This is a genomic window from Roseobacter sp. HKCC-CH-9208, from assembly GCF_037805125.1.
GTDB lineage: Bacteria > Pseudomonadota > Alphaproteobacteria > Rhodobacterales > Rhodobacteraceae > M30B80.
In genome coordinates, this window is the sequence record NZ_JBBLYK010000001.1 from 614,328 (window position 1) to 637,893 (window position 23,566).

Here is a 23,566-nt window from a genome sequence, read left to right on the forward strand (position 1 = left end):
CTAGTCCTTGTCGTTCTGGCGCTGCCCGTGCCCCGCACGGAGTTTTTTACGGCCTTGCCATACCTGATATGTTACCACAAGCGCCCAGAAAAGGGCCGCAATTGCCGCAAGGTCAAACAAAAAAGCCAGTCTCGCAGGCCACCCAAGATGGGCACCGATGGCCTGCATCAACATCCACAATAGCATTGCCCCCGCAATAACCAAGGCAGCCACTCGCCCCTTGCGGTCGAGCGCGGCATCTTCAGCGTTTTGCATGGGCAGTTTGCGGGTCATTCATTTGGTCTGCAACATGGCATGTCATTTGCTCGGGCTTTTAACGAGGGTGGCTGCAAGCTGCAAGAAAAAGCGGCCCCGCATCTGGGATGCAGGGCCGCTTTTTGAACGAAATCGCATTAGGACTTAGTAGACATCCCCATCGCCAACGCGTTTTAGGAATTCCGTTTGCCCACCTGCGGCCAAGGTTTTGGCTTGCGCAACCCAATTATCGCGGCTGACGCGGCCCTTAAACCCTTCGAGGTTCTGATCAACCCATGCAACCTCATCCGCCGTCCAAGAGGCAACTTGGTCAAAATGGTAAAACCCTAAACGATTGAGCAACGCCTCCAGTTTCGGGCCAACGCCTTTGATCATTTTCAAATCATCCGCCCCAGAGGCGCGCGCGGCGCTCAAGGCGGCAGGGCGCGTGCCCGCGCCTGTGGTGGCCGCGGGTGCGGCGGCTTTGGCAGCCGCTTTGGGTTTTGCTGTGGCTTTTGGTTTCGCCGCCGCCTTTGGCTTGGGAGCGGCTTTTGGTTTTGCAGCAGGTTTTGTAGTTGTGGATGCTGCAGATGCTGCCGCCTTCGGGGCCGCGGGTTTTGGCGCTACGGGCTGTGGCGCAGAAACGCTCTTTTTGGCGGGCTCAGGCAAGCAGCAACACAGCGTGAGCATCAAAAACAACCCTACCCCGACTGCCACGATCACGGCCGCAAACACGGCTTGCATAAAGCTCCAATCGCCAAGGACTGCCACAAGCACCCCTGCAAATGCCCCGACCAATGCCGCCAAGCCCCATGACACAGCTGCACAGGTCAAACCCCCTGAATTCTCGCTCATTTATTTTCCCCCGTCTGATCGTAGATTTTTGATCACTGAATTCGACATGCGCCTGTCGCGCCGTAATGCCCCGCAACTACCCTATCTTTTCACATATAAAAAACATCTTTTCATGGGGTGACATGTAAAAAACCCGCCATAAAGGCGGGTTTTTTGTGGAATTGATCCGAATTTTGAGTGGTAAAGCCGCTTATTCGCTCGACTTTGGCTTGCGCGATGCGGGCTTTGCTGCCGCCTTTTTGGCGGCTGGTTTCTTCGCAGCAGGCTTTTTCGCAGGCGCTTTCTTCGCCGCATTTGCGGGTTTGGGCCGCGCGGCCTCCTTGGGAAGACCAGCCGATGACTGCTTGCCCCAAGGGGCCAGGAATGGCACCTCGGTGCCATCAATCCGCTTGACCGTATCAGCGATATCTGCCGCCAATCGCGCAGAGGCATTCAGCGGATCGCGGCCCTTTTCATGCGCGGCCAAACTGGTCAGACCCGATGCAGGCTCGGATGTATAGCGGCCATTTTGTGGCCCAGGTGTCGGCACCTTGCCTGCCGACAATTCATCAATAATCTCAGACAGGCGCGCCGCCGTCAGGTCTTCGTAATAGTCCTTGCCGATCTGCGCCATTGGCGCGTTGGAACAGGCGCCCAAACATTCGACCTCTTCCCACGAGAACTTGCCATCTTTCGACAGCTCATGCGGGTTGGGGGCAATTTTCTCGCAGCAAATGCCAATCAAATCTTCCGCTCCACAGATCATGCAGGAGGTGGTGCCGCAAACCTGAATATGCGCCACACTGCCCACGGGCTGCAATTGGAACATGAAATAGAAGGTCGCGACTTCCAAGGCGCGGATATAGGCCATGCCGAGCATATCAGCGACATATTCAATCGCAGGCTTGCTGAGCCACCCTTCCTGTTCTTGTGCGCGCCACAACAGGGGAATAATCGCCGAAGCCTGACGTCCTTCGGGGTATTTGGTGATCTGCGCCTCAGCCCATGCCTGATTTTCAGGGGTAAAGGCAAAGCTATCTGGCTGTTCCGAATGAAGGCGTCTGAGCATCGTAAAGTTTTCCGTCAACAGGTTGAACGCGGCGGTGATCCCGCCGCTGCAAAGGCCGATCCGAGATCAGCGGTCAATCTCACCAAACACAACATCAAGCGACCCAAGAACAGCAGACACATCCGCCAATTGGTGGCCGCGGCATAGGTGATCCATCGCCTGAAGATGCGCAAATCCAGGGGCGCGGATCTTAGAGCGGTAAGGTTTGTTGCTGCCATCAGAAACCAGATAGACACCAAACTCACCTTTCGGGGCCTCGACCGCGGCGTAAATTTCGCCCTCAGGGACGTGGAAGCCCTCGGTATAAAGTTTGAAGTGATGGATCAGCGCCTCCATCGAGGTTTTCATCTCACCGCGTGAAGGCGGGGTGATCTTGCCGCGTGCCAGAACATCGCCCTGATTTTCGGGCAGTTGCAACTTGGCACAGGCTTGGCGGATGATCGAAATGGATTGGCGCATTTCCTCCATGCGGCACAGGTAGCGATCATAGCAATCGCCATTCTTGCCCACAGGGATTTGGAATTCGAACTCGTCATAGCATTCATAGGGCTGCGCGCGGCGCAAATCCCATGCCAAACCAGACCCGCGGGCCATGACCCCCGAGAATGCCCAGTTTTGAATATCTTCTTCAGTGACAATGCCAATATCGACATTGCGCTGTTTGAAGATGCGGTTTTCGGTCAAAAGCCCGTCAATATCTGACAATACGCGCGGGAAGTCCTGCGCCCATGTGTCGATATCCGCAATCAATTCAGGGGGCAGGTCTTGGTGCACGCCACCGGGGCGGAAATAGGCCGCGTGCAAGCGCGCACCACAGGCGCGCTCATAGAACACCATCAGCTTTTCGCGCTCCTCAAAGCCCCAAAGGGGTGGCGTCAGCGCGCCCACATCCATCGCCTGTGTGGTCACGTTCAGCAAATGGTTCAAGATACGCCCGATCTCGCAATAAAGAACACGGATCAACTGGGCGCGGCGCGGCACCTCGACACCTGTCATACGTTCGATCGCCAAGCACCATGCGTGCTCTTGGTTCATCGTGCCAACGTAATCCAAACGGTCGAAATAAGGCAGGTTTTGCAGATAGGTGCGGCTTTCCATCAGCTTTTCTGTGCCGCGATGCAAAAGACCGATATGCGGATCACAGCGCTCGCAAATCTCGCCGTCCAATTCTAGCACCAAACGCAACACGCCATGCGCAGCGGGGTGTTGGGGCCCGAAATTGATATTGAAATTGCGAATTTTCTGCTCGCCTGTCAGCGCGTCTTCAAATCCTTTGGAGCCGTCCATCATTTCTGCGCCTCCTTGGCTTGGTCTGCCTTCTCATCCCCGGGCAGCACATATTGCGCGCCTTCCCATGGGCTCATGAAATCAAATTGGCGGTATTCCTGAACCAGTTTTACAGGCTCGTAGACCACGCGCTTGAGCGCCTCGTCATAGCGCAGCTCAACATAGCCAGTGGTCGGGAAATCCTTGCGCAACGGATGACCGCGAAAGCCGTAATCGGTCAAAATGCGGCGCAGATCGGGGTGGCCTGTGAAAAGGATACCGAACATATCGAACACTTCGCGTTCAAACCAATTCGCCGATGGATGAATCGACACGATGGAGGGGGCCATCTCATCCTCGCGCAGCGCCGCTTTAAGGCGGATGCGTTGATTTTGATACATAGACAAGAAATGCCAGACCAAATCAAAGCGCCGCTCCCGGCCGGGGTAATCCACAGCAGTCACATCGACCAAGGTCGAGAAGGCGCAATTGCGGTCGAGTTTCAAGAATTCCACGAAATCCAACAGATGGGCCAAGGAGACCTCGACCGTCAATTCGCCGCGTGTGATGGCGCTGCCCATCACGGCTTCGGGCTGCTTTTCGGCCAGATAATTCGCCAATTCTTGCAAGGCCTGGTCGCTCATTGCGTCACTCTCTTTTTGGTTCGGGCGCCTTGCGCCCAAAGATGCGCCTTAGCGCGTAATCGTTCCCGTGCGGCGGATTTTGCGCTGCAACTGAAGGATACCATAAAGCAGCGCTTCAGCGGTCGGAGGGCAGCCAGGAACATAAATATCCACTGGCACAATCCGATCACAGCCGCGCACAACGGAATAGCTGTAATGGTAGTAACCGCCGCCATTCGCACAAGATCCCATCGAGATCACATAGCGCGGTTCAGGCATCTGGTCGTAAACCTTGCGCAACGCAGGGGCCATTTTGTTGGTCAAAGTGCCCGCCACGATCATAACATCCGACTGGCGTGGAGAGGCGCGTGGGGCGATCCCGAACCGCTCCGCATCATAGCGCGGCATTGAGGTGTGCATCATCTCAACCGCGCAGCATGCCAGACCAAATGTCATCCAATGCAAGCTGCCCGTGCGCGCCCAGTTGATGATGTCCTCTGTCGAGGTCAGCAAAAACCCTTTATCCTGAAGCTCGCGATTAAGCGCTTGGGTGGCGACCTCTTTGTCCACACCTGCGGCGTTTTGACCTGTCATCACTCCCATTCCAGCGCTCCTTTTTTCCATTCATAGGCAAAGCCAATGGTCAGCACGCCTAAGAACACCATCATCGACCAGAACGCCGTCATCGACATATCTGGGAAGGCAACCGCCCATGGGAACAGGAACGCGATTTCCAAATCAAAGATGATGAACAGGATCGACACCAAATAGAAACGCACATCAAATTTCATGCGCGCATCATCAAAGGCGTTGAACCCACATTCATAGGCGGAAACTTTTTCAGGATCAGGATTGCGCACAGCGACAATCACAGCAGCCAAAATCAGGATCAGGCCAAGGCCGATGGCCATGGCAAGAAAGATCAAAATTGGCGCGTATTCAGAAAGAAGGTCTTGCAAGATGCTCTCCCTCGGTTGTCAGGAACCGTGGCAAAGGGTGTCCGGTCAGCGCAGGGTCTAGCGCCAAGCCTTGAAGTGGTCAACCGATGCGCGCGCATTGCGCACGTTTTGTCGCTGCTTTTTTCAACCAAAGGCCCGAGTTTCGTGCAAATTTATGCCGCAAGGCGCAGATTGCGCTAACCGTATGTTGCGCGACACCTGCATCGGGCGGTATGTCTAGGCCGAACGACAAGCCCCTATGGGGCTAAATGAGGGACTATGCCAGAGCGCACGGAAACCGAGAGCCGCAAATTGCTGCGCCGCTTGCAAGCCAGTTTGGCCGAAGCAGGCGCAGGACAGGAGCGACTTGACCGTATCACCCATCTGATCGCCGATTCGATGGGCACGGAGGTATGCTCGATTTACCTGCTGCGCGATTCCGACACCCTCGAGCTTTGCGCGACTGAGGGCTTGGCCCCAGAGGCCGTTCATGTCACCCGAATGCGCCTCGGCGAGGGTCTGGTGGGGCGCGTTGCCCGCGATGCCCGCCCCATTAACACCCCCAACGCCCCCGCCGCGCGTGGATTTCGTTATATGCCTGAGACGGGCGAAGAGCGGTATTCCAGTTTCTTAGGCGTGCCAATCCAGCGCTTAGGGGAACGGCTTGGCGTTTTGGTTGTGCAATCGAAAGAGGCGCGCAGCTATTCGGAAGATGAACTCTATGCCCTAGAGGTTGTCGCGATGGTTCTGGCTGAAATGACAGAACTTGGCGCCTTTGTCGGTGAGGGCGAGGCTTTATCGGCTCGTCACCAGTCGCAGGTGATGATCCGTGGCGGTGTCGCGCAAGAGGGCGTGACCGAAGGCGCGGTTTACCTACACGAACCGCGCGTGGTCGTCACCCGCCCCGTGGCCGATGATCCAGAGGCCGAACAAGCCCGCCTATCGGATGCAATCGCCACGCTGCGCCAATCAGTTGATCAGCTTTTGACCCGTATGGACAACGATGACAGCGAGGAACGCCAAGTTCTCGAAGCCTATCGCATGTTCGCCAATTCGCGCAGTTGGATCAAACGGATGCAAGAGGACATTGCGCGCGGCCTATCGGCCGAAGCAGCCGTCGAAAAAGAACAATCGGCCGCCCGCGCGCGGCTCGAAACTGTGCCTGACGCCTATTTGCGCGAACGTTTGCAGGATTTAGACGACCTTTCAAACCGCCTTTTGCGGATTTTGACAGGTCAAGGTGGCGACACGGGCGCGGAAATGCCCGAACACCCGATTCTCGTGGCACGCAACATTGGGCCAGGGGAATTGTTGGATTATGGCCGCCGCCTCAAAGGCGTGGTGCTTGAGGAGGGATCGGTTGGAAGTCACGCGGCGATTGTGGCCCGCGCCCTCGCCATTCCGCTAATCATCAATGCCAAACGTATCACAACCGAGGCGCTGAACGGTGACCCGATTTTGGTCGATGGCGAGCAGGGTATCGTGCATTTGCGGCCCGAAGAGAATGTGGCCAAGGCGTTTCGCGATAAAATCGCCATGCAGGCCGCAGCCCAAGAACGCTATGCCTCGATCCGTGACAAACCCGCCGAGACGCTTTGCGGCACGCGTATCACGCTTGAGATGAATGCGGGCCTTATGGCGGATCTTCCCTCCCTGCCCTCGTCAGGTGCGGAAGGCGTAGGATTATTTCGCACGGAATTGCAATTTCTAACGCGCAACCAAGTGCCACGGCGCGGGGAATTGGCCGCGCTCTATTCTCGCGTCATGGATGCAGCACGCGGCAAGCGCGTGGTGTTTCGCACGCTTGATATTGGGTCAGATAAGGTGCTGCCCTATATGAAGCGGCCAGAAGAACCAAACCCCGCCTTGGGGTGGCGCGCGATCCGCGTGGGTCTTGATAAACCGGGCGTTATGCGGATGCAGTTGCAGGCCCTAATCCGCGCGGCACAAGGCCGCCCGCTTTCGGTCATGTTCCCCTTTGTGGCCCAACTCGAAGAATTTACCGAGGCCCGTGATCATCTTTTGCGCGAAATGGATCGCGAAGCGGCCTTGGGACATATCTTGCCCGAAACCCTTAAAATCGGGGCCATGCTGGAAACCCCAAGCCTTGCTTTCGCACCGCGCCAATTTTTTGAAATGGCTGATTTTGTCTCAATCGGCGGCAATGACCTTAAGCAGTTCTTCTTCGCCGCTGACCGCGAGAACGAACAGGTGCGCCGCCGCTATGACACGCTCAATGTCAGTTTCTTGAATTTCCTAGAAATGATCGTCACGCGGTGCGCGGAAACTGAAACCGATTTGTCATTTTGTGGCGAGGATGCAGGCCGCCCCCTTGAGGCGTTGTGCTTTGCCGCGATGGGTTTGCGCAAATTGTCGATGCGCCCCGCCTCCATCGGCCCCGTCAAAAGCCTCTTGCGGCGGGTTGATTTGCGCGAACTGCGCGCCGTGATCCGCGAAGCGCAGGCAACAGGGGCGATGAGCGTGCGCAGCGCGGTTGCAAACTGGCTCGCTCATCAAAACGGCCATTAGGCCCTAGCTGCGCAGCGCAGGCAGCCCAACGCCTGTCGACTCAAACCCCCCATCCGCAGCCAGTATTTGACCAGAGATGTAGCTCGCTTTTTCACTGCATAGGAAGCAGATCGCTTCAGCAATCTCACGCTCGGACCCATAACGATTGAGCGGGATCGCATCATGATAGGCGGCTATGATGGCGGGCGAATGCACCGCAATCGACAATTTCGTGCGCACAGGGCCAGGGCAGACGCAATTCGAACGAATGCCGTATTCGCCCAATTCTGCCGCCTGCTGTTTGGTCAAATGAATAACAGCCGCCTTGGTCGTACCATAAGCCACCCGCAAGGTTGACGCCCGCAGACCCGAAATTGACCCAATATTGACAATCGCGCCATGGGTTTCCTTTAGCGCAGGCGTCATCGCCTGTGACATCAGAAAAACGCCATCTAAATTGGTCGCCATGACACGGCGCCATGTTGTGAAATCGCATTCTTCAATCGGACCAAATTCCGCGACACCTGCATTATTCACCAAAGCATCCACGCGCCCCATTTTGGCGCTGATCTGGGTCGCCAGTTCTGCCACAGCCTCAGGGTCTGAGACATCGCAAACAAACCCTAGGGCCCCATCACGCGGGGTGGATGTCGCGCCAAGTTCGGCCGCATCGCGATCCACCATCACAACCCGCCAGCCCATCTCAAGGAAAAGATCAGTGGTGGCCAATCCGATACCGCGCGCGGCCCCCGTTACAATCGCTACTTTGCTCACCCGTTTGTCCCTCTCTTTATGTTGGCTTTGCCGTGGCATCCTGACGGGTTCCGCGCTCGTGGCAAGCGGAATTTATGCCGCCCGAAAAATGAGGACTTTGATTATTAGACCGAGCCGTCTAAGAAATATCGCATGAGCTTAGCCGATGTGACATATGACGCCCACAAACGCCGTGGCCGCCCCGCCACTGCGCCCCAAGACGCGGCCACCTATCAGCGATTGATCCGCGCAGGGTTGGTGCATCTCACAGAGCGGGGTTATTCTGCGGTCGGGCTTGATATGATCCTGACGCATGCCCGTGTGCCAAAGGGCAGTTTCTATCATTATTTCCCCAACAAGGCCGCCTTCGGTCGCGCCGCCATCGCGGCCTATCGCGCCTATTTCGTGTCAAAGATGGAACGCCACTTGAGCGATGACAGTCTTGCCCCGCTTGCCCGTGTCGCGGCCTTTGCTGCGGCGGCCGAGGCGGGCATGGCCCGTCACGGCTTTCGGCGCGGATGTTTGATTGGCAATCTGGGGCAAGAAATGGGCGCATTGCCCGAAGAATTCCGCGCCGATCTCATTGCGACCTTGGAAGATTGGCAAGCCCGCTTGGCGCGGGTTCTAAAGCTTGCCCAAAATCAGGGCGAGATATCCCCCCATCACAACCCCGCAGATCTGGCGCAAATGTTCTGGATTGGATGGGAGGGCGCCGTTTTGCGGGCCAAATTGGAACGCGGGCCTGCGCCCTTGCGCCTGTTTGCAGCGCAATTTCTTGCACAGCTTAACACCACCCCAAAAGGAGATGCCCCATGTTCGATGCCATCGTAATCAGCAAAGAGGATGATCAGCAAAGCGTGGCCTTGCGCCAAATCGCTAAGGAAGACTTGCCCGAGGGGGATGTTTTGGTCGAAGTGGCTTGGTCAACCTTGAATTACAAGGACGCGCTCGCCATCACAGGGGCCGCGCCAGTGGTGCGCAGTTTTCCGATGGTTCCCGGCATTGACCTATCGGGCATCGTCCGTGAAAGCGCAGATCCACGCTATAATCCCGGCGATCGGGTGGTCTTGAACGGATGGGGTGTTGGTGAAAAACATTGGGGCGGTTTGGCGCGTTTCGCACGCCTCAAGGGCGATTGGTTGGTTCCACTTCCCGATGGTGTCAGCCTGCGCCAAGCGATGGAGATCGGGACGGCAGGATATACCGCGCAGCTCTGCGTCAGCGCCTTGTTGAAGGCCGGTCTCACGCCAGAGGCGGGCGAGGTCGTGGTCACGGGGGCCGCGGGCGGTGTTGGCAGTGTTGCCGTGGCCCTTTTGGCGGCGAAAGGATTTACTGTCTGTGCGGTCACGGGCCGCGCCGAGGAAGAAGCCTATCTTAAATCCTTGGGCGCAAGCGACATCCTGCCGCGAGAGGATTTCGCAGGCAAACCCCGCCCCCTCGACAAGGAGCGTTTCGCAGGTGCGGTCGATGTTGCGGGCAGCACCGTCTTGGCTAATGTTATCTCGAAAATGAAATATCGTGGGCTTGTCGCCGCCTGTGGCCTTGCCGCAGGCATGGATTTGCCAAGCTCGGTCGCGCCCTTCATTTTGCGCGGGGTCAGCCTATTGGGGGTCGACAGTGTCATGGTGCCGCGCGATGAGCGGATTGATGCATGGACGGCCTTGGCCAAAGATTTGGATATGAGCAAATTGGCGGCAATCGCCCATGAAATGGCCCTTGAAGATGTCATCGCAGAGGCGCCAAAATTTCTTGAAGGTAAAATCCGCGGCCGCGTGGTTGTGCCTTTGAATGCGGCACTGGCCTAGTAGGGCCCCAAAAGGATAGCAGCTATGACAGACCCCCTTGCCCCGTTGGCGCTTGAGGTTGAGGCCCCCAAAGCGGCTTATGGCCTTTCCAAATTGGGTCTATCTCTTGCGCGAGTTTGAGGCGCTTTACAGGCGCGGCTCGGCGGGGGGATCAAAACCAATCCGCAGCCACCGCAAACGGGTGCGTGAAGGCATCTCGCAGGTATTTGACACAAATCCCGTGGTGATGCCGCGCGGGCCATTGCTCAAACCCGTCACCGACCATTTGCCCCGCGCCCTTGATCTGGGCGAGCGGGGTTTGGTCGCGGGATTGTCGCGCGCGCTGTCGCGGGTCGCAACCGAACTGACATGGGAATACGGCTATGAGAAAGTGCCAAAGGCCTTGGCGCAGAAATATGCCTATTGCGAGATATTGGGGCCGCGGGGGCCGATCTATTCTGAAAAGATGATCTTGGGCTTTGTTCTCTTTGCCCCCCGCACCACTTACCCGCAACACAGCCATGCGGAAATTGAAGAAAGCTATATCTCGGTCGCGGGCGATTGGTCTGAAAACGAAGTCGCAGCTCATGCACCAGGTTCGTTAATCCTAAACCGCCCCGGTGACGAACATCGGATCACAACGGCGGATCTTGATCCCTGCCTCTTGGCATATGCATGGCTTGGGCCTGAGAGCAAACTTTCAAGCCCAGGGATGAAGCTTTCTGCAACAAGAAAAGCCCGTATTGAAGCGGGCATATAAAAAGCAATCGAGGTTAAATCATGCAAGCAGCGGATATTGTGATTGTCGGCGCAGGGTCAGCGGGATGTGTGTTGGCCAATCGCCTGTCTGAAAATGGCAAGCACAAGGTCGTGTTGTTGGAGGCGGGTGGGCATGACCGCCACCCTTGGGTGCATATCCCCGTGGGATATCTCTATGCGATGGGAAATCCGCGCCTTGATTGGTGCTATAAAACCGCGTCTGTGGCGGGGTTAAATGGGCGCGCGCTCAACTATCCGCGTGGGCGGGTTTTAGGGGGCTGCTCTTCAATCAATGGAATGATCTATATGCGCGGCCAAACGCGCGACTATGATCTTTGGCGCCAGATGGGCAATACGGGTTGGGGATGGGAGGATGTCCTGCCCTATTTCAAACGCTCGGAAGATTATCATCGCGGCGCGGACGCCCTGCATGGCGCAGGCGGCGAAATGCGCGTGGAAAATCAACGCCTGTCATGGGAAATTTTAGATGCGGTGCGGGAAGCAGCCGCTGAAATGGGCATCCCGCCCTCAGATGACTTCAACACAGGCGACAATGAGGGCGCGGGATATTTCGAAGTGACCCAAAGAGGCGGTTTGCGGTGGAACGCGCGCCGCGCCTTCCTTGATCCTGCCAAAACCCGTAAGAACCTGCGCATCGTCACGAATGCAGAGGCCGAGCAAATCGTCATCACCGAGGGGCGCGTTCGCGCCCTGCGCTATCGTCAAAACGGGATCGTCAAAGACATCCAAATCCGCGGTGAGTTGGTCTTAGCCGCGGGGGCAATTGGCACACCGAAACTTTTGGAATTGTCAGGGATCGGCCAAGCGGAACGCCTGCAGGGTTTGGGCATACCCGTGATCCAAGACAGCCCCGAGATTGGCGAAAACCTCGCCGATCACCTTCAGATCCGCACGATTTTCCGCATTTCAGGCGCAAAAACACTCAACACCCTTTACGCCTCGCTCTGGGGGCGGGCCAAAATTGCGCTTGAATATGCGCTCAAGCGATCTGGCCCGATGGCCATGGCCCCCTCACAACTGGGCATTTTCACGAAATCAAGTTCCGATTACGAAACCGCTAATATCGAATATCATGTACAGCCCCTATCGCTTGAAGCTTTTGGTCAGCCTTTGCATGACTTCCCCGCACTCACCATCTCGGTCTGCAACCTTAGGCCAGAAAGCCGCGGTTCGGTGCATATCACCTCGCCCGACGCAAAGGCCGCCCCTGTCATTGACCCGAATTACCTGTCTGCTGAAGCAGATCAGCGCGTGGCGGTCGATAGCATTAAACATGCCCGCCGCCTGATGCAAACCGAACGCTTGCGCGCCTTTGCACCGCAAGAAATCAAACCCGGCACCCATATCAATAGCGAAGGTGATCTGGTGCGCGCCGCAGGCGATATCGCAACCACGATTTTTCACCCTGTCTCAACCGTTCGAATGGGGGCGGATCAAAACGCGCCGCTTGACCCAGAGTTGCGCTTGCGCGGGATTTCGGGCCTGTCCGTGGCGGATGCCAGCGTGATGCCATCCATCCCCTCGGGCAATACCCATGCGCCCGTGACCATGATTGCCGAAAAAGCTGCAGATTTGATCTTGGCGCGCCTCGCTTAGGCGCCCCAACGCGTCACTTTCCCCGTCACCCCTGACCAATCCCCAACGCCCAAAATGCGGGCGGGGTTGGTGGGTGGTGGCATCTCCACCCCCTCGAGGCGGTGAAACCCGAAGCGGCTATAATAAGGGGCATCCCCCACCAACATGGTGCGCGGCCAGTGCAAGGCGTCAGCCCGCCGCAGACCTTCGCGGATCAGCAGCCCGCCCAAACCTTCCCCCTGACGGGTGGGATGCACAGCAATCGGGCCAAGCAACAACGCCTCTTTGGCCCCGACACGCACGGGCCAAAACCGGATCGCTCCACCAATCGCACCATAGTCATCGCGGGCTATGAGACAGAGCCCGTCAACAGGCGGAACCCCATCGCGCAGGCGATAGGAACTCAGCGCCGTGCGCCCGGGCGCAAAGCACAGATCGAAAAGGGCTTCGACCTCCCACCAGTCATTTGGCTGCTCTTTGGCGATATCGACCATTGGCTGCTCATGTAATGCCTCTGGTCAAACTGGTAGCACGGCGCTAGCTCAATGCCAAACCGAAGAAGCAAAAGGCGCGGCGATGTTCTATAAACCTGATGACGGCCACCCCCTGCCCCACAACCCGTTCAATGCCATAGTCGCACCGCGCCCGGTTGGGTGGATTTCGACACGGGGGAGCGATGGTCAGGACAATCTTGCGCCTTATTCCTTTTTCAACGCAGTCGCCTATGTGCCGCCACAGGTGATGTTCGCCTCGACCTCGGCCAAAGCGGATCGCGGCGACACCAAGGATAGCGTGGCCAATATTCGCGAGACGGGGGTGTTTTGTGTCAATCTCGTGGGCTACGAGATGCGCGATATGATGAACCAAAGCTCTGGCCCGTGGCCAAGGGGCGTGGATGAATTTACCCATGCACAGATCGCCCGTGCCCCCTGTGAAACCATTGCAGCAGCGCGGGTGGCCAACGCCCCCGCAAGCCTTGAATGCAAACTGACCCAAATCGTTGCCTTGGACGGGGCACATAATTTTGCGGTCTTTGGCCAAGTGACGGGGGTGCATATCCGCCCTGATTGCCTGAGTGATGGCCGCTTTGACATCACCCGCGCGGGCTTGATTTCACGGCTTGGCTATCAGGATTACGCGCAAATCGGTGAAATTTTCACCATGACGCGGCCTGAATAGGCCAAAATACCAATTCGCGGGTTCCCTTCCCCCCGCCGCTTGCGATACTGCGCGCGTGGATTTGGAACCAACCCATGGAGGGGCAGGATGACAGAGCGCGTGATTGGCGTGATCGGCGGCTCGGGCGTCTATGAGATAGACGGGCTTGAGGGCGCGAAATGGGTTGAGGTGGACAGCCCCTTTGGCACGCTGTCTGACGCCATCCTGACGGGCCGCCTGAGCGGGGTCAGCATGGCCTTTTTGCCACGCCACGGGCGCGGCCATGTCCACAGCCCCACCACCGTGCCCTATCGCGCCAATATTGACGCGCTAAAACGCCTTGGGGTGACCGATTTGATCTCTGTCTCCGCCTGCGGGTCATTCCGCGAAGATTTGGCGCCTGGTGATTTCGTCTTGGTTGATCAATTTATCGACCGCACCTTCGCGCGCGATAAATCCTTTTTCGGCACAGGTCTGGTGGCCCATGTCAGCGTGGCACATCCCACCTGCGCGGATCTCAGCGCAAAATTGGCCAAGGCCGCAAGCGCAAGCAGCGCAAAACTGCATCAAGGCGGCACTTATCTGGCGATGGAAGGCCCGCAATTCTCGACCCTCGCAGAGTCACTGATGTATCGCAATGAATGGAAGGCCGATGTGATCGGCATGACCAATATGCCAGAGGCAAAATTGGCCCGCGAAGCGGAGATTTGCTACGCCCCGATTGCGATGATCACGGATTATGACAGTTGGCATGCAGATCACGGCGCGGTGGATATCACCGAGATCATCAAAACCCTTACAGGAAATGCAGAAAATGCGCGCAAGACCATTGCCGCCTTGCCTGCGCTTTTGGGGCCTGAGCGCGCGCCTTGTCCGTGCGGCTGTGATCGCGCATTGGATCACGCCATCATGACGGCCCCCGATAAGCGCGACCCTGATATGGTCGCCAAGCTAGATGCGATTGCAGGCCGCGTGCTGTAATGCCCGCCGAACGGAGAGACGCTATGACGCCCCAAAAAACGGTTCAGGATTATATCCGCACCATTCCCGATTTCCCGCATGAGGGGATTTTGTTTCGTGACGTGACCACGCTTTTTGCAGACCCGCGCGGGTTTCGATTGGCTGTGGATCAATTGCTTGCCCCTTATGTTGGGCAAAAGATTGATAAGGTCGCGGGGCTTGAGGCGCGGGGGTTCATCCTTGGCGGCGCGGTCGCGCATCAACTGGGCAAAGGTTTTGTGCCTATTCGCAAGAAAGGCAAATTGCCCGCGGCCACGATCAGCGAAGATTACGCATTGGAATATGGCACGGCCACTGTCGAGATCCATGATGATGCTTTCGAGGCGGGTGAACGTGTTTTGCTCGTGGATGATCTCTTGGCCACTGGCGGCACAGCGCGGGCGGGCATTCACTTGATTGAGCGCCTCGGCGCGCAGGTGACGGGCTGCGCCTTTGTGGTTGATCTGCCTGAATTGGGGGGGCGCGCCAAGCTTGAGGAGATGGGCCAAAGCGTTCACGCGCTCTGCCAATTTGATGGGCTATAAAATTTTTCGCAATTTCACCAAAATTTAACGCCCTGCCCTGTATCGAAGGGGTGTTCGCTAGCACGTGCGAACATGTTGCTTGCTAACCCAAACCTTCGCCTCGCTCATATTATGGGCGGGGCGAATTTTGGATGTAGGGGATGGAACGTGCCTCGGCCGCTTGCGGGGCGGGAAACTTTCCTCTAATCAAACCCTGTGGCCGCTTGCTGGAACTGGTAGACAGACCGGACTTAAAATCCGAGGCTTTCGGGCGTGTGGGTTCGAGTCCCACAGCGGCCACCACCTTCCCAACAAAAAATCACTTTTTTTCTTCGCTAATTTAATTAATGGCGAGGTAAAAAATGCACACAATACCGCACACATTAATTCGTGACGGGAAATACCTCTACAATCGTAGAGTTCCGGTAAAGGCGCATAATCGTTACGGTAAACTACCTCAATTACACTCAATTACATTCTCAGTAATTGGGTCTGGCAGCAGTCGATATAGTGATGGACAAATAGATTCTGGATACGTGGCGATGTGCTGGCCAGCTCCATTAGCCAATCGGAATTCATCTATGGAAATGCAGTCTCCCGACACTGATCTAGACTGTAAAGTCAGTGGGTCGTTTTGAATAACGGTAATTGTTTCTTCGCTTTCACCGCTGGCACACAAATTAGGGTTATCACTTTGCCGACAAGCATCCGTTCCGTATATCGTTTCGCTCCACTGGCCGTAGCGGCTAGTGAAAACTTGTAATACTAGATTATCGCTGGTGTTAACTGCCTGAGACAGTGCAACAGCACAGGACTGAGTGGCTTGTGACAACATGTCAGCAGGCACGCCTGAGATCAGCACACGATCATAGTTCCCGTCATTAAAGGCACTTTCTACGAGAGCGTCATTGGCTTGTTCAACGTCATCACAACTCCAATAGGTACCTCCCTCTTGGGTGGTTGTGTACACTGGTCTTGCTGAATTAATCGTATCAAAGTCGATTATTTGGATGTTTGAGGTGAGGCTAAGCGAACCATCAGAATTTACAGTTCCGTTATATGTTGTAACAGCAGTGGCGTGTACTGTAAGGCTCGGATTGTAGTACACGTACTCTGCTTGAAATGTACGAAGCTGCTCATCTACGTTGAAGTAGTTTACCCTTAAATCGTTGGAACTGGTGTCGTCACCATTGATCATTTGCAAGTAGCCTTGAGGTGTAAATCTCTGAAATGACCGAGCCTGACCAGTACCACATGACAGGTTATCGTCAAAAAGTGTCCATTCCGTTTGGACAAAATCCGATGCAAAATTGCTGCCGCTAGCTGGAATACTTGATGAGGTTGCAGGCTCACTTGGACCTGCAGGGTTTTTGTCCCCTGTCGGCGAAACGGGAGTTTGCTGTGGGTTTGACAGGTTGTATTCCATGTCGGACAACCGGCGTTCCCAATCGCCCAGTTGACGCTCCCATTGGTACAAGTCTGCTTCACGTTGATTGAGGCGTTGTTCCCAGTCAGCTAACTCCGCTTCACGGTACTCTAGCTCAAGTTCCCAGCTATCATCCTCAATATCGCCGCCCATGCGCATCAAAAGAACTCGAATGGAAGGATTGTCTTGTGAACCGCAGGCCTCAATTTCAACCGTATACTGACTGCCAACAAGAACCTGAGCAGGCATGTCGCCCATTCCATTAGCATTCATGTAGGCTCTTATAGCCTGACCATAGTTAGCTCTTGCCTCACGGTTCACCATGATCGGATCGGGCTTATCATTCGGGTCGAGCCGCCCCTGTTGGTTCACATAGAAGCGATCTTGCTGGAACACAGCATACGCATCGCCGAGTGGAGAACCCGACGAATTGAACGTGTCTTCGTATGAAAGCTCTTGAGAAACCTGCGCGACTGTACACGACTGAGAGAAGGCTGCGGCAGGCGCTAAACACGTAATTAAGGACAAGATTGCCAATTTTTTCATACGCAGCGCCATTGTAGTCTCCATCAATTTCTATCTAAGTTGTAGCTGGAGAGAAGTTCACTTCAAGATATTAGGGAAATAATCCATGCGTACTGCAGGCAACGTATTATGGTTTGTGCTGTTTGGTTGGCACATAGCTCTCACGTGGCTCGTTGCAGGATTGATTTTCGCCATAACGATTATTGGCCTACCACTCACGCGTTCTGCGCTTGAGATGGCGAAAATGAGTGCATTCCCTTTCGGGAAAGAAATCGTTCACATCAGAGACATCGACCAGAAAGAACTCTCTCCAAAGACTATGATGACTGGCACTGTTGGCTTCATATTCAACCTACTATGGGCCGTGACCTTCGGCATTCTTCTGTTCTTTTACTACATCCTTGCCGGTGTTCTGGCCTGTTTGACCATCTTACTTATTCCCTTCGGACTACAATGCTTCAAACTCGCAGCTATCTCTATTTGGCCTGTTGGTCGTCGAGTGGTTAGCAGCGAAGTTGCTGGGCTTGTAAGACATGACAAGGCCGCTGCTTACATAGCGAAGCATCGCAGCTAGTATTTAAGAATGGAAATTCAGCAATAGCCCGCCCTTTGGATGGCTGATCGTCCAGCATCAGTTTCAAATGCTGCGTACCTGCCTCCGGAGTAACGTCTGCAGTCCAATGCATAGCCGTTACTTACAGCAATAGCTCCAATGTCTTCCCCATTGAGAAAGCACACCCCAATCTGCCGGTCATAGCTACGCTCACCAGTAAGCTCACAGGTCACTTGTCGGTTTAGAACCAACTCCGTCATGAACCGTTTTGCTTGTTGTCCGATGTTGGTGGATAGCTCAGGCCCATCTAGTCCGTTCAACCTGACAGCTACGTCTCCGACCTCAATTGTGTCTACATCCCTAACGTGCGTGACATAACCGATAACCTGTGACCCGTTTGGTGTTGCGGTTGTCGGCAACAGCGAAAACATCAAGATGCCAAAAGTCATGAATGATATGCGGGCCACAGAAATCAGCCTCCAGCGCTTGTGTAATCCACCGTAGCGCTTCAGTTGCACCACCTGAAGATCACTTGGCAATTTCCAGCGTTGATGAACCTAAATTTACATGGTCTCAAAAAGTACCAGAAAATTTCAGATGCCAAAGTACTGATTTAGAGAAGGGGATAGTCCCCTATCTCTGCCCTCATGCTGAGAGCTTATCAGAACGCCCTACCCCTACCTTTTGGGCCGGATAGTCAAGTTAAGACTGGGGTATGAGTCACGAATTAGCCCCCAATCTTTCAAACCAAATCTCTAGCGCTTAAAACACGGCTCATAAAATAATTCAAAATCGTCCATATACATGGAGATGATGCCACCATCGCCTTCGCCTAATATGGCGCGGCTTTCCCATTCATCGCCTTCGCCGAAACAGGTCAATTCCAACACTATGTCATAGCCTTGCTCGTACTGCTTGTTAATGTCGCATCCGCTATACATGAAAAACAGTTGGTCGGGACGTATCTCCAAAAACGTCTCGGAGTCTAATCCACACAAGCTCGGCTCGATGTTCCATTGACCAACCAGATTGTAGCGTTCCATCAGACTTTGCGCATTAACCGTCATGGGCAACATGGACACAGCTGCTGCGATCAGAAACGACTTGAAACCATTCATTTGCACGTAAACCTTTTTAGTGGTCGCCAACTATGCTTGAGAGCAGTGGTCACTCGAACAGGGAGTCCAGATCATCCTCGGTCATTGTGCCTGTCGTGAACTCCCGCATCCCCACTTCTCTCATATAGTCAAGATATGCAGATAACATTAAACCGGACTCTACTGAGAAGTTGTAGCTTGATACAAACAAGCCTCTATTCCTTTGGATTTTTGCGGCCGTTGAGCCATCTTCGTAGATTTGGAAGACTACAGCACTAGAGCTAACGCCCTCTTGTAAGTTCTCGCACGCTCCATCTGGAATGCAGTTCACGAGACGTTCAAAGTTACGTCGCACGCCATTCTCTTGAGCAACGTCAGTCCACTCATCGACCTTAGTTAAAGAAGCAGAAACGATCTCAACTTCATTTGCAGTGAAGCTAATGGTCTCCCGTATCTGATCATACTCCGCCATTGGATCAATAAAGTTGAATCCGAAAACCAGATAACCCTGATCAGTCACTTCCGGTTCTACCCACATTTCGCCAATCTCTTCGGTTCCAGCGATATAAAATGGAACCTTTGGGAAGATTTCTGACAATCTACGAGCAGTAGCTCCCAGATTTTGGTTCTGCGGTCTAATCGGTGTGGAGTATTGTTCGTTGGAGAATGTTTCAACCTCTTCCAGTCTCGCGCTGTATGTCTCCATTAGAGCCATAACCGCTTCGATTCTTGCCTCAGCACCCTCAGGATCGACAGAAGCAACGCTATTCCGCTGGTGGTCAACAACTGCTTGAAGTAGCGCCACTTGATCTGCCAGATCATCTACCTCATCCTGAAGCTCTTCAATCTCAGGACTGTTGGCTGTTGCCACAATCACAGTGCTACTGACCACTGTAGGCTGCGTTGCGTTTTTACCTGCATCGACAACCGCAGGCTCCTCTGGCTGGGAATACTCCCGCAGCAAACTCCGGAGTCCAATAGGATTTGCTAGGGCTTGCTGTATGCGAGCGGGCGGTTCACCTGCCGCTCGATTGAAAGACGTAACAAGGAACATACGCTCATGCGCCAAAAGTTCTCCAGTTGCTGGATATCCAATAAAACTCTGGTACTGGGCTATCGCTGAACGAGTCCCTCGTCCTATTACTCCATCTGGTCTACCTGCTGGAAAATTGAAGTAGTTCAAAGCCTCTTGCATCTCTCGTACTTCTGCAATTTCTGCGGGCGACCTGCTGGGAGCGTAAGATCTGCTGGGAGCCGAAGAACCTGTAAAGTTTTGCTGCGGCGCAGCCTGCAGACCTTGAGACAAAGCCGACCCAATAATAGCCCCCATCATTGCACCTATCGCATCAGACGAATGATTGTTTGCTGAAGCCGTTTGCGGCAACACTAAAGCAAGAGCTAAGCCGGATACCAAAATTGTTTGTTTCATGTCATTCCCCCGCAACATCTCTTTTCCAGAATTGAGTTAAGCGCAAATCGAGTCAAGGCAAGAAAGAATAGTTAGAGAGTCTAAGTTTTATAGTCTCTGTAACTGTCATTTAATTGAGATCCGTAAAACTGAATAAAGTCTGTACGAAAGTCCAAAGCCCCGCAGTACTTATCCAAAGAGGGGGAGTATTCTCCCACACCCAACCTATTTTCTGACCTTTTTTGAAGCACATCCAGCCGCCGTTAAACCAGACGAACAGATTAAGATCGAAGTTCGATTTCCAAACTAGCACCCATGCTTTGGCAACAGAAAGCCAACAAAATTAACTTCCAATGCCTAGTAATTTGATCTGCCACTATGCCTGTCAGCACACATTCTTTCACACATAAACTTAAATTATGCCTGCTGCGGCGAGTGCAGCGGAGTGTGCAAGAGTGCTGCACACACTGACCCCCAAGATAGAGTGGAACGGCAATATTCAATTGCAGGACGGTAAACTTATAAGTTGTTGACAAATATAGATTTATTTACACCCAAGGTGATTAGCTCCAGAAATCAGATGCACTACATTTAGTATTTTATTTCCAATAATGTTCTACATGTAGCCTGCACACATCATGCAGCCCTTACTTGCAGTGCATCAGCGATTGAGCCACGATGTTAACCACACGAAGAAAACTAGTGACGTTTTTGGTAAAAGTTAACGTGGCAAGGCCTATGGGAAAGTGTCAACCAGACCAGTAGGCTTTCGGGCGTGTGGATTGTATGCAGCGCATTGCGCAAATACTGAGTTGGTTTTGATGCGATCAAAGCCAACCACAGCCACAGCGGCCGCCACCTTCCCAAAAAAAAACGCGCCCCAATGGGACGCGGTTTGAAAGATCAGGCGTGACGTTTGATCAGGCAGCTTCGGCCTGATTGCGGCGTTCGCTTTCCTCGCGGCTCAGCGCAACAGAGGTGCGCACGCCACAGGCCACAAATTTCATCAAGCCTTGAACAACGCGCTCATTGGGGTCGATCCCTGCACAGCTGAGCACTTCGCGCCCATCACGGGAGCGCGCCCAGCGTGCGATTTGCTCTGGACCGTTGCCGAATTTCTTGTCATCGGCGATTGCATCATCAAGCGCGGCCAAAACAACGGCAGCAAATAACTTGCGTGCGCGTTGACCTTGCTCGTAATTGAAGGCGGTGCCATCAACGAAATCTCGCATTTCGTCGTCCTTTTTATTTTTTGCTCTTGCGTTTTGCGGCGTGGAGCTCCTTATGCACATGTTCTAAGCGATTCTGGTATGCGAATATTGCATACCTCGTATGCGTTTTTTGCATGAGATCGCATTTAATGCTGCACGGCGCTTGTGTATTGCCACCCTGATATCGCCTAGATATAGGGAGCATTAATCAATCATCAAGGTTTGCTAGGGTTTACAATATGCCTAAAATCAACGGCAATGAAATTCGTCCCGGAAATGTTTTGGAACATAATGGTGGCCTCTGGGCCGCTGTAAAAGTGGATCACGTGAAGCCTGGTAAGGGCGGTGCTTTTGCTCAGGTCGAGATGCGCAATCTGCGCAATGGCAGCAAATTGAACGAGCGTTTCCGCTCTGCTGACAAGGTAGAACGCGTGCGTCTTGAACAAAAAGACCAGCAATTTCTCTATGAGCAAGATGGAATGTTGGTGTTCATGGACGCCGAAACCTATGAGCAGATCGAATTGCCTGCGGAATTGTTGGGCGACCGCCGCCCCTTCTTGCAAGATGGGATGACCATCGTGGTGGAATTCCATGAAAGCGAGGCGCTCAACGCAACCTTGCCTCAGAAAGTCACCTGCAAAGTTGTGGAAACAGAACCCGTGGTAAAGGGCCAAACAGCGGCGAATAGCTTTAAGCCCGCAATCCTCGACAACGGCGTAAAGGTTATGGTTCCGCCCTTTGTCGGCCAAGAGGAAATGATCATCGTGAACACCGAAACGATGGAATATTCCGAACGCGCCTAAACACGCACGCGGTCGGTCAGATCAAATGCCCTGCGCGATGCGTGGGGCATTTTTCGTTTGGCAGATCACTTTGACCAAGGGTTGTCTCCGCGCGTCTTGCGGGTCACCCGCAGCACACGGGTGACTGCGGGTGGCGCATTTTTGGGCCGACCCACAGCAGGAATACGGCTTTGGCCGAAGCGATATTGCGCCTCTTCATGGGGGGGAACCCCCGCGGTGCGCGCCCAAAAGGCCTGAGCGCCACGATTGATCCAAAACGGCAGCATCAATGCAAAGCCTGCGATAAACCCGCCCGCATGGGCCCAATAGGCCACACCGCCACCTGTGGCATCCATCGACAGACCATTAAACAGCTGCAGCCCAAACCATAGCCCCAACATGGCCCATGCGGGCACAGTGAAGACTTTGAAGAAAATGATGAAGATAAAAAGGATGTCGATCTTCGCGCGCGGGAATAACAGCAAATATCCCCCCATCACCCCAGCGATGGCCCCAGAGGCACCCACCATCGGCACTTGCGAAGCGGGGTTTGACAAAATTTGTCCAAACCCCGCTGCCAGCCCTGCGACAAGGTAAAAGGCCAAAAACCCAACATGCCCGAGCTGATCCTCTAGGTTATCGCCAAAAATCCATAAGAACAGCATATTGCCGATCAGGTGCATCCAGCCGCCATGCAGAAACATGGACGTAATCAAACTATGGGTATCTCCGCCCTTCAGCACTTCGGCGGGGACAAGCGCCCAACTGTCAAAAAGCCGCGCAAGCCCTGCGGGGGTCGATGAAAGTTCGGGGTAATAGCCCAGAAACACGGCTACATTCACCAAGATCAAACCGATCGTGATCACGGGCTTGCGGTTGGATGGGTTATGGTCGCGTATCGGAAACATGACACTGCCATCTTCGCGGGACGGCGCCTGTCGTCAAGGCTTATCCATCCAGTTTCTCAGCCGCGAGGATCATACGAATTTCGCGGCGCACCAATTTGCGCAGATTGCTGGTAATCCGTTGTCCCAAATCACCCTGCAATTCCTCGCGGACAACACGCGCAACAAGGGCGCGTAACGCAACTTCGTCTTGCTCGGCCAAGATGAGATCGGCCTCTTTTGCAGTGAACCGCATATGCGGGGCATGGCCCAAGTCATCAACAGGATCCTCCGTTGCAAGATCATCTTCTTGCACCTCTGGCTCGGGCTCAATCGTGTAGACAGGGGGGGCCTCCGCTTTGGGCTTGGCCCTCAATGGCGGCGGCGGCGCGGCGAAGAGGGTCAGGGTTTCCACCTCCTCGTCATAGCCATCTTCATCGGCTATCTCGGTTGATATAAAATCATGATGCCTTTCAGGCGCGTCATGTTGCGCTGCATCTGCCTGATCAGGCAGGGGGTCCGCGGCGGGAGGTATGGCCGCTTGAGGCGAAGGGTCTTGCTGCACTGCCCCCGCATGTGACGCGGCGGGGGCAGTGCAACCCTTATGCAGACGGCAGCGCTTCGCCATCAGCCGC

The 23,566-nt window shown here is 54.5% G+C and carries 25 protein-coding genes, 1 tRNA gene and 1 pseudogene; 11 read left to right on the top strand and 16 right to left on the bottom strand.

Annotated elements, in window-relative coordinates:
- The 7 genes and pseudogenes from AAC621_RS03035 to AAC621_RS03065 all read right to left on the bottom strand — a co-directional run bounded on the left by AAC621_RS03035 (position 1) and on the right by AAC621_RS03065 (position 4,985).
- The gene (locus AAC621_RS03035; RefSeq protein WP_317656064.1) at positions 1 to 273 is read right to left on the bottom strand and encodes a DUF5337 domain-containing protein; all 273 of its coding nucleotides are present in this window, start codon (positions 271 to 273) and stop codon (positions 1 to 3) included.
- A gap of 126 nt (positions 274 to 399) precedes the next feature.
- Positions 400 to 1,089: a hypothetical protein gene (locus AAC621_RS03040; protein WP_340252119.1), complete on the bottom strand. Its 690-nt coding sequence runs from the start codon at positions 1,087 to 1,089 to the stop codon at positions 400 to 402.
- 199 nt (positions 1,090 to 1,288) lie between these two features.
- A pseudogene (gene nuoE / locus AAC621_RS03045) lies at positions 1,289 to 2,137 on the bottom strand (NADH-quinone oxidoreductase subunit NuoE); the annotation flags it as partial.
- Positions 2,138 to 2,203: 66 nt separating this feature from the next.
- Positions 2,204 to 3,427: an NADH-quinone oxidoreductase subunit D gene (locus tag AAC621_RS03050; protein WP_340243165.1), complete on the bottom strand. Its 1,224-nt coding sequence runs from the start codon at positions 3,425 to 3,427 to the stop codon at positions 2,204 to 2,206.
- Positions 3,424 to 4,047 (bottom strand): NADH-quinone oxidoreductase subunit C, encoded by a 624-nt coding sequence (locus AAC621_RS03055; RefSeq protein ID WP_340252121.1) that lies wholly within the window; start codon positions 4,045 to 4,047, stop codon positions 3,424 to 3,426. The genes AAC621_RS03050 and AAC621_RS03055 overlap by 4 nt, the downstream gene beginning before the upstream one ends.
- A 48-nt stretch (positions 4,048 to 4,095) precedes the next feature.
- The gene (locus AAC621_RS03060) at positions 4,096 to 4,629 is read right to left on the bottom strand and encodes a NuoB/complex I 20 kDa subunit family protein (RefSeq protein ID WP_340252123.1); all 534 of its coding nucleotides are present in this window, start codon (positions 4,627 to 4,629) and stop codon (positions 4,096 to 4,098) included.
- The gene (locus tag AAC621_RS03065) at positions 4,620 to 4,985 is read right to left on the bottom strand and encodes an NADH-quinone oxidoreductase subunit A (RefSeq protein ID WP_317656069.1); all 366 of its coding nucleotides are present in this window, start codon (positions 4,983 to 4,985) and stop codon (positions 4,620 to 4,622) included. Before AAC621_RS03065 ends, AAC621_RS03060 begins: the two co-directional genes overlap by 10 nt.
- Positions 4,986 to 5,243: 258 nt before the next feature.
- On the opposite strand from AAC621_RS03065, the gene ptsP reads away from it, so the two are divergent.
- Positions 5,244 to 7,493 carry a phosphoenolpyruvate--protein phosphotransferase gene (gene ptsP, locus AAC621_RS03070; RefSeq protein ID WP_340252125.1) on the top strand — a complete coding sequence of 750 codons (2,250 nt, stop codon included), beginning with the start codon at positions 5,244 to 5,246 and terminating at the stop codon, positions 7,491 to 7,493.
- 3 nt (positions 7,494 to 7,496) lie between these two features.
- Here the strand turns inward: ptsP and AAC621_RS03075 are convergent, their stop codons facing one another.
- The gene (locus tag AAC621_RS03075; protein WP_340252128.1) at positions 7,497 to 8,246 is read right to left on the bottom strand and encodes an SDR family NAD(P)-dependent oxidoreductase; all 750 of its coding nucleotides are present in this window, start codon (positions 8,244 to 8,246) and stop codon (positions 7,497 to 7,499) included.
- Positions 8,247 to 8,378: 132 nt separating this feature from the next.
- Between AAC621_RS03075 and acuR the strand changes: the two genes are divergently transcribed.
- The 4 genes from acuR to AAC621_RS03095 all read left to right on the top strand — a co-directional run bounded on the left by acuR (position 8,379) and on the right by AAC621_RS03095 (position 12,385).
- On the top strand, positions 8,379 to 9,056 hold the full coding sequence (acuR, locus tag AAC621_RS03080) for an acrylate utilization transcriptional regulator AcuR (RefSeq protein ID WP_340252130.1): 678 nt from the start codon (positions 8,379 to 8,381) through the stop codon (positions 9,054 to 9,056).
- Positions 9,038 to 10,030, top strand: coding sequence for an acrylyl-CoA reductase (NADPH) (gene acuI / locus AAC621_RS03085; RefSeq protein WP_340252132.1), 993 nt, complete (start codon positions 9,038 to 9,040; stop codon positions 10,028 to 10,030). Before acuR ends, acuI begins: the two co-directional genes overlap by 19 nt.
- A gap of 79 nt (positions 10,031 to 10,109) precedes the next feature.
- Positions 10,110 to 10,769 (top strand): dimethylsulfonioproprionate lyase family protein, encoded by a 660-nt coding sequence (locus AAC621_RS03090; RefSeq protein ID WP_340252134.1) that lies wholly within the window; start codon positions 10,110 to 10,112, stop codon positions 10,767 to 10,769.
- A gap of 20 nt (positions 10,770 to 10,789) precedes the next feature.
- Positions 10,790 to 12,385, top strand: coding sequence for a GMC family oxidoreductase (locus tag AAC621_RS03095; RefSeq protein ID WP_340252137.1), 1,596 nt, complete (start codon positions 10,790 to 10,792; stop codon positions 12,383 to 12,385).
- Here AAC621_RS03095 and AAC621_RS03100 read toward each other — a convergent pair.
- On the bottom strand, positions 12,382 to 12,858 hold the full coding sequence (locus AAC621_RS03100; RefSeq protein WP_317656078.1) for a GNAT family N-acetyltransferase: 477 nt from the start codon (positions 12,856 to 12,858) through the stop codon (positions 12,382 to 12,384). The genes AAC621_RS03095 and AAC621_RS03100 overlap by 4 nt on opposite strands.
- A gap of 82 nt (positions 12,859 to 12,940) precedes the next feature.
- Here AAC621_RS03100 and AAC621_RS03105 point away from each other — a divergent pair, with 82 nt between their 5' ends.
- The 4 genes from AAC621_RS03105 to AAC621_RS03120 all read left to right on the top strand — a co-directional run bounded on the left by AAC621_RS03105 (position 12,941) and on the right by AAC621_RS03120 (position 15,348).
- Positions 12,941 to 13,543: a flavin reductase family protein gene (locus AAC621_RS03105; protein WP_340252140.1), complete on the top strand. Its 603-nt coding sequence runs from the start codon at positions 12,941 to 12,943 to the stop codon at positions 13,541 to 13,543.
- An 87-nt stretch (positions 13,544 to 13,630) separates the two neighbouring features.
- Positions 13,631 to 14,503: an S-methyl-5'-thioadenosine phosphorylase gene (locus AAC621_RS03110; RefSeq protein WP_340252142.1), complete on the top strand. Its 873-nt coding sequence runs from the start codon at positions 13,631 to 13,633 to the stop codon at positions 14,501 to 14,503.
- Positions 14,504 to 14,526: 23 nt separating this feature from the next.
- Positions 14,527 to 15,066, top strand: a complete 540-nt coding sequence (locus AAC621_RS03115) for an adenine phosphoribosyltransferase (protein WP_317656083.1) — start codon at positions 14,527 to 14,529, stop codon at positions 15,064 to 15,066.
- Between the two features lie 197 nt (positions 15,067 to 15,263).
- Positions 15,264 to 15,348: transfer RNA gene (locus tag AAC621_RS03120), tRNA-Leu, on the top strand.
- Positions 15,349 to 15,502: 154 nt separating this feature from the next.
- On the opposite strand, the gene AAC621_RS03125 is transcribed toward AAC621_RS03120, so the two are convergent.
- Positions 15,503 to 17,029 (bottom strand): hypothetical protein, encoded by a 1,527-nt coding sequence (locus AAC621_RS03125; protein WP_340252144.1) that lies wholly within the window; start codon positions 17,027 to 17,029, stop codon positions 15,503 to 15,505.
- Positions 17,030 to 17,102: 73 nt separating this feature from the next.
- Here AAC621_RS03125 and AAC621_RS03130 point away from each other — a divergent pair, with 73 nt between their 5' ends.
- Positions 17,103 to 17,570: a YccF family protein gene (locus tag AAC621_RS03130; RefSeq protein WP_340252147.1), complete on the top strand. Its 468-nt coding sequence runs from the start codon at positions 17,103 to 17,105 to the stop codon at positions 17,568 to 17,570.
- Positions 17,571 to 17,587: 17 nt separating this feature from the next.
- Here the strand turns inward: AAC621_RS03130 and AAC621_RS03135 are convergent, their stop codons facing one another.
- From AAC621_RS03135 to AAC621_RS03150, 4 genes are all read right to left on the bottom strand, one after another.
- Positions 17,588 to 17,998: a thermonuclease family protein gene (locus AAC621_RS03135; protein ID WP_340256287.1), complete on the bottom strand. Its 411-nt coding sequence runs from the start codon at positions 17,996 to 17,998 to the stop codon at positions 17,588 to 17,590.
- 306 nt (positions 17,999 to 18,304) lie between these two features.
- Positions 18,305 to 18,667, bottom strand: a complete 363-nt coding sequence (locus tag AAC621_RS03140) for a hypothetical protein (RefSeq protein WP_340252149.1) — start codon at positions 18,665 to 18,667, stop codon at positions 18,305 to 18,307.
- 49 nt (positions 18,668 to 18,716) lie between these two features.
- On the bottom strand, positions 18,717 to 20,075 hold the full coding sequence (locus AAC621_RS03145) for a peptidoglycan-binding domain-containing protein (RefSeq protein WP_340252150.1): 1,359 nt from the start codon (positions 20,073 to 20,075) through the stop codon (positions 18,717 to 18,719).
- Between the two features lie 899 nt (positions 20,076 to 20,974).
- The gene (locus AAC621_RS03150; protein WP_340252151.1) at positions 20,975 to 21,286 is read right to left on the bottom strand and encodes a DUF6280 family protein; all 312 of its coding nucleotides are present in this window, start codon (positions 21,284 to 21,286) and stop codon (positions 20,975 to 20,977) included.
- Between the two features lie 218 nt (positions 21,287 to 21,504).
- Between AAC621_RS03150 and efp the strand changes: the two genes are divergently transcribed.
- Entirely contained in the window at positions 21,505 to 22,068 is a 564-nt protein-coding gene (gene efp / locus AAC621_RS03155; protein ID WP_317656085.1) for an elongation factor P, read from the top strand.
- 65 nt (positions 22,069 to 22,133) lie between these two features.
- Here the strand turns inward: efp and AAC621_RS03160 are convergent, their stop codons facing one another.
- Entirely contained in the window at positions 22,134 to 22,955 is an 822-nt protein-coding gene (locus AAC621_RS03160; protein ID WP_340252152.1) for a rhomboid family intramembrane serine protease, read from the bottom strand.
- A 40-nt stretch (positions 22,956 to 22,995) separates the two neighbouring features.
- Positions 22,996 to 23,559 (bottom strand): hypothetical protein, encoded by a 564-nt coding sequence (locus AAC621_RS03165; protein ID WP_340252154.1) that lies wholly within the window; start codon positions 23,557 to 23,559, stop codon positions 22,996 to 22,998.
- Between the last annotated feature and the right edge of the window lie 7 nt (positions 23,560 to 23,566).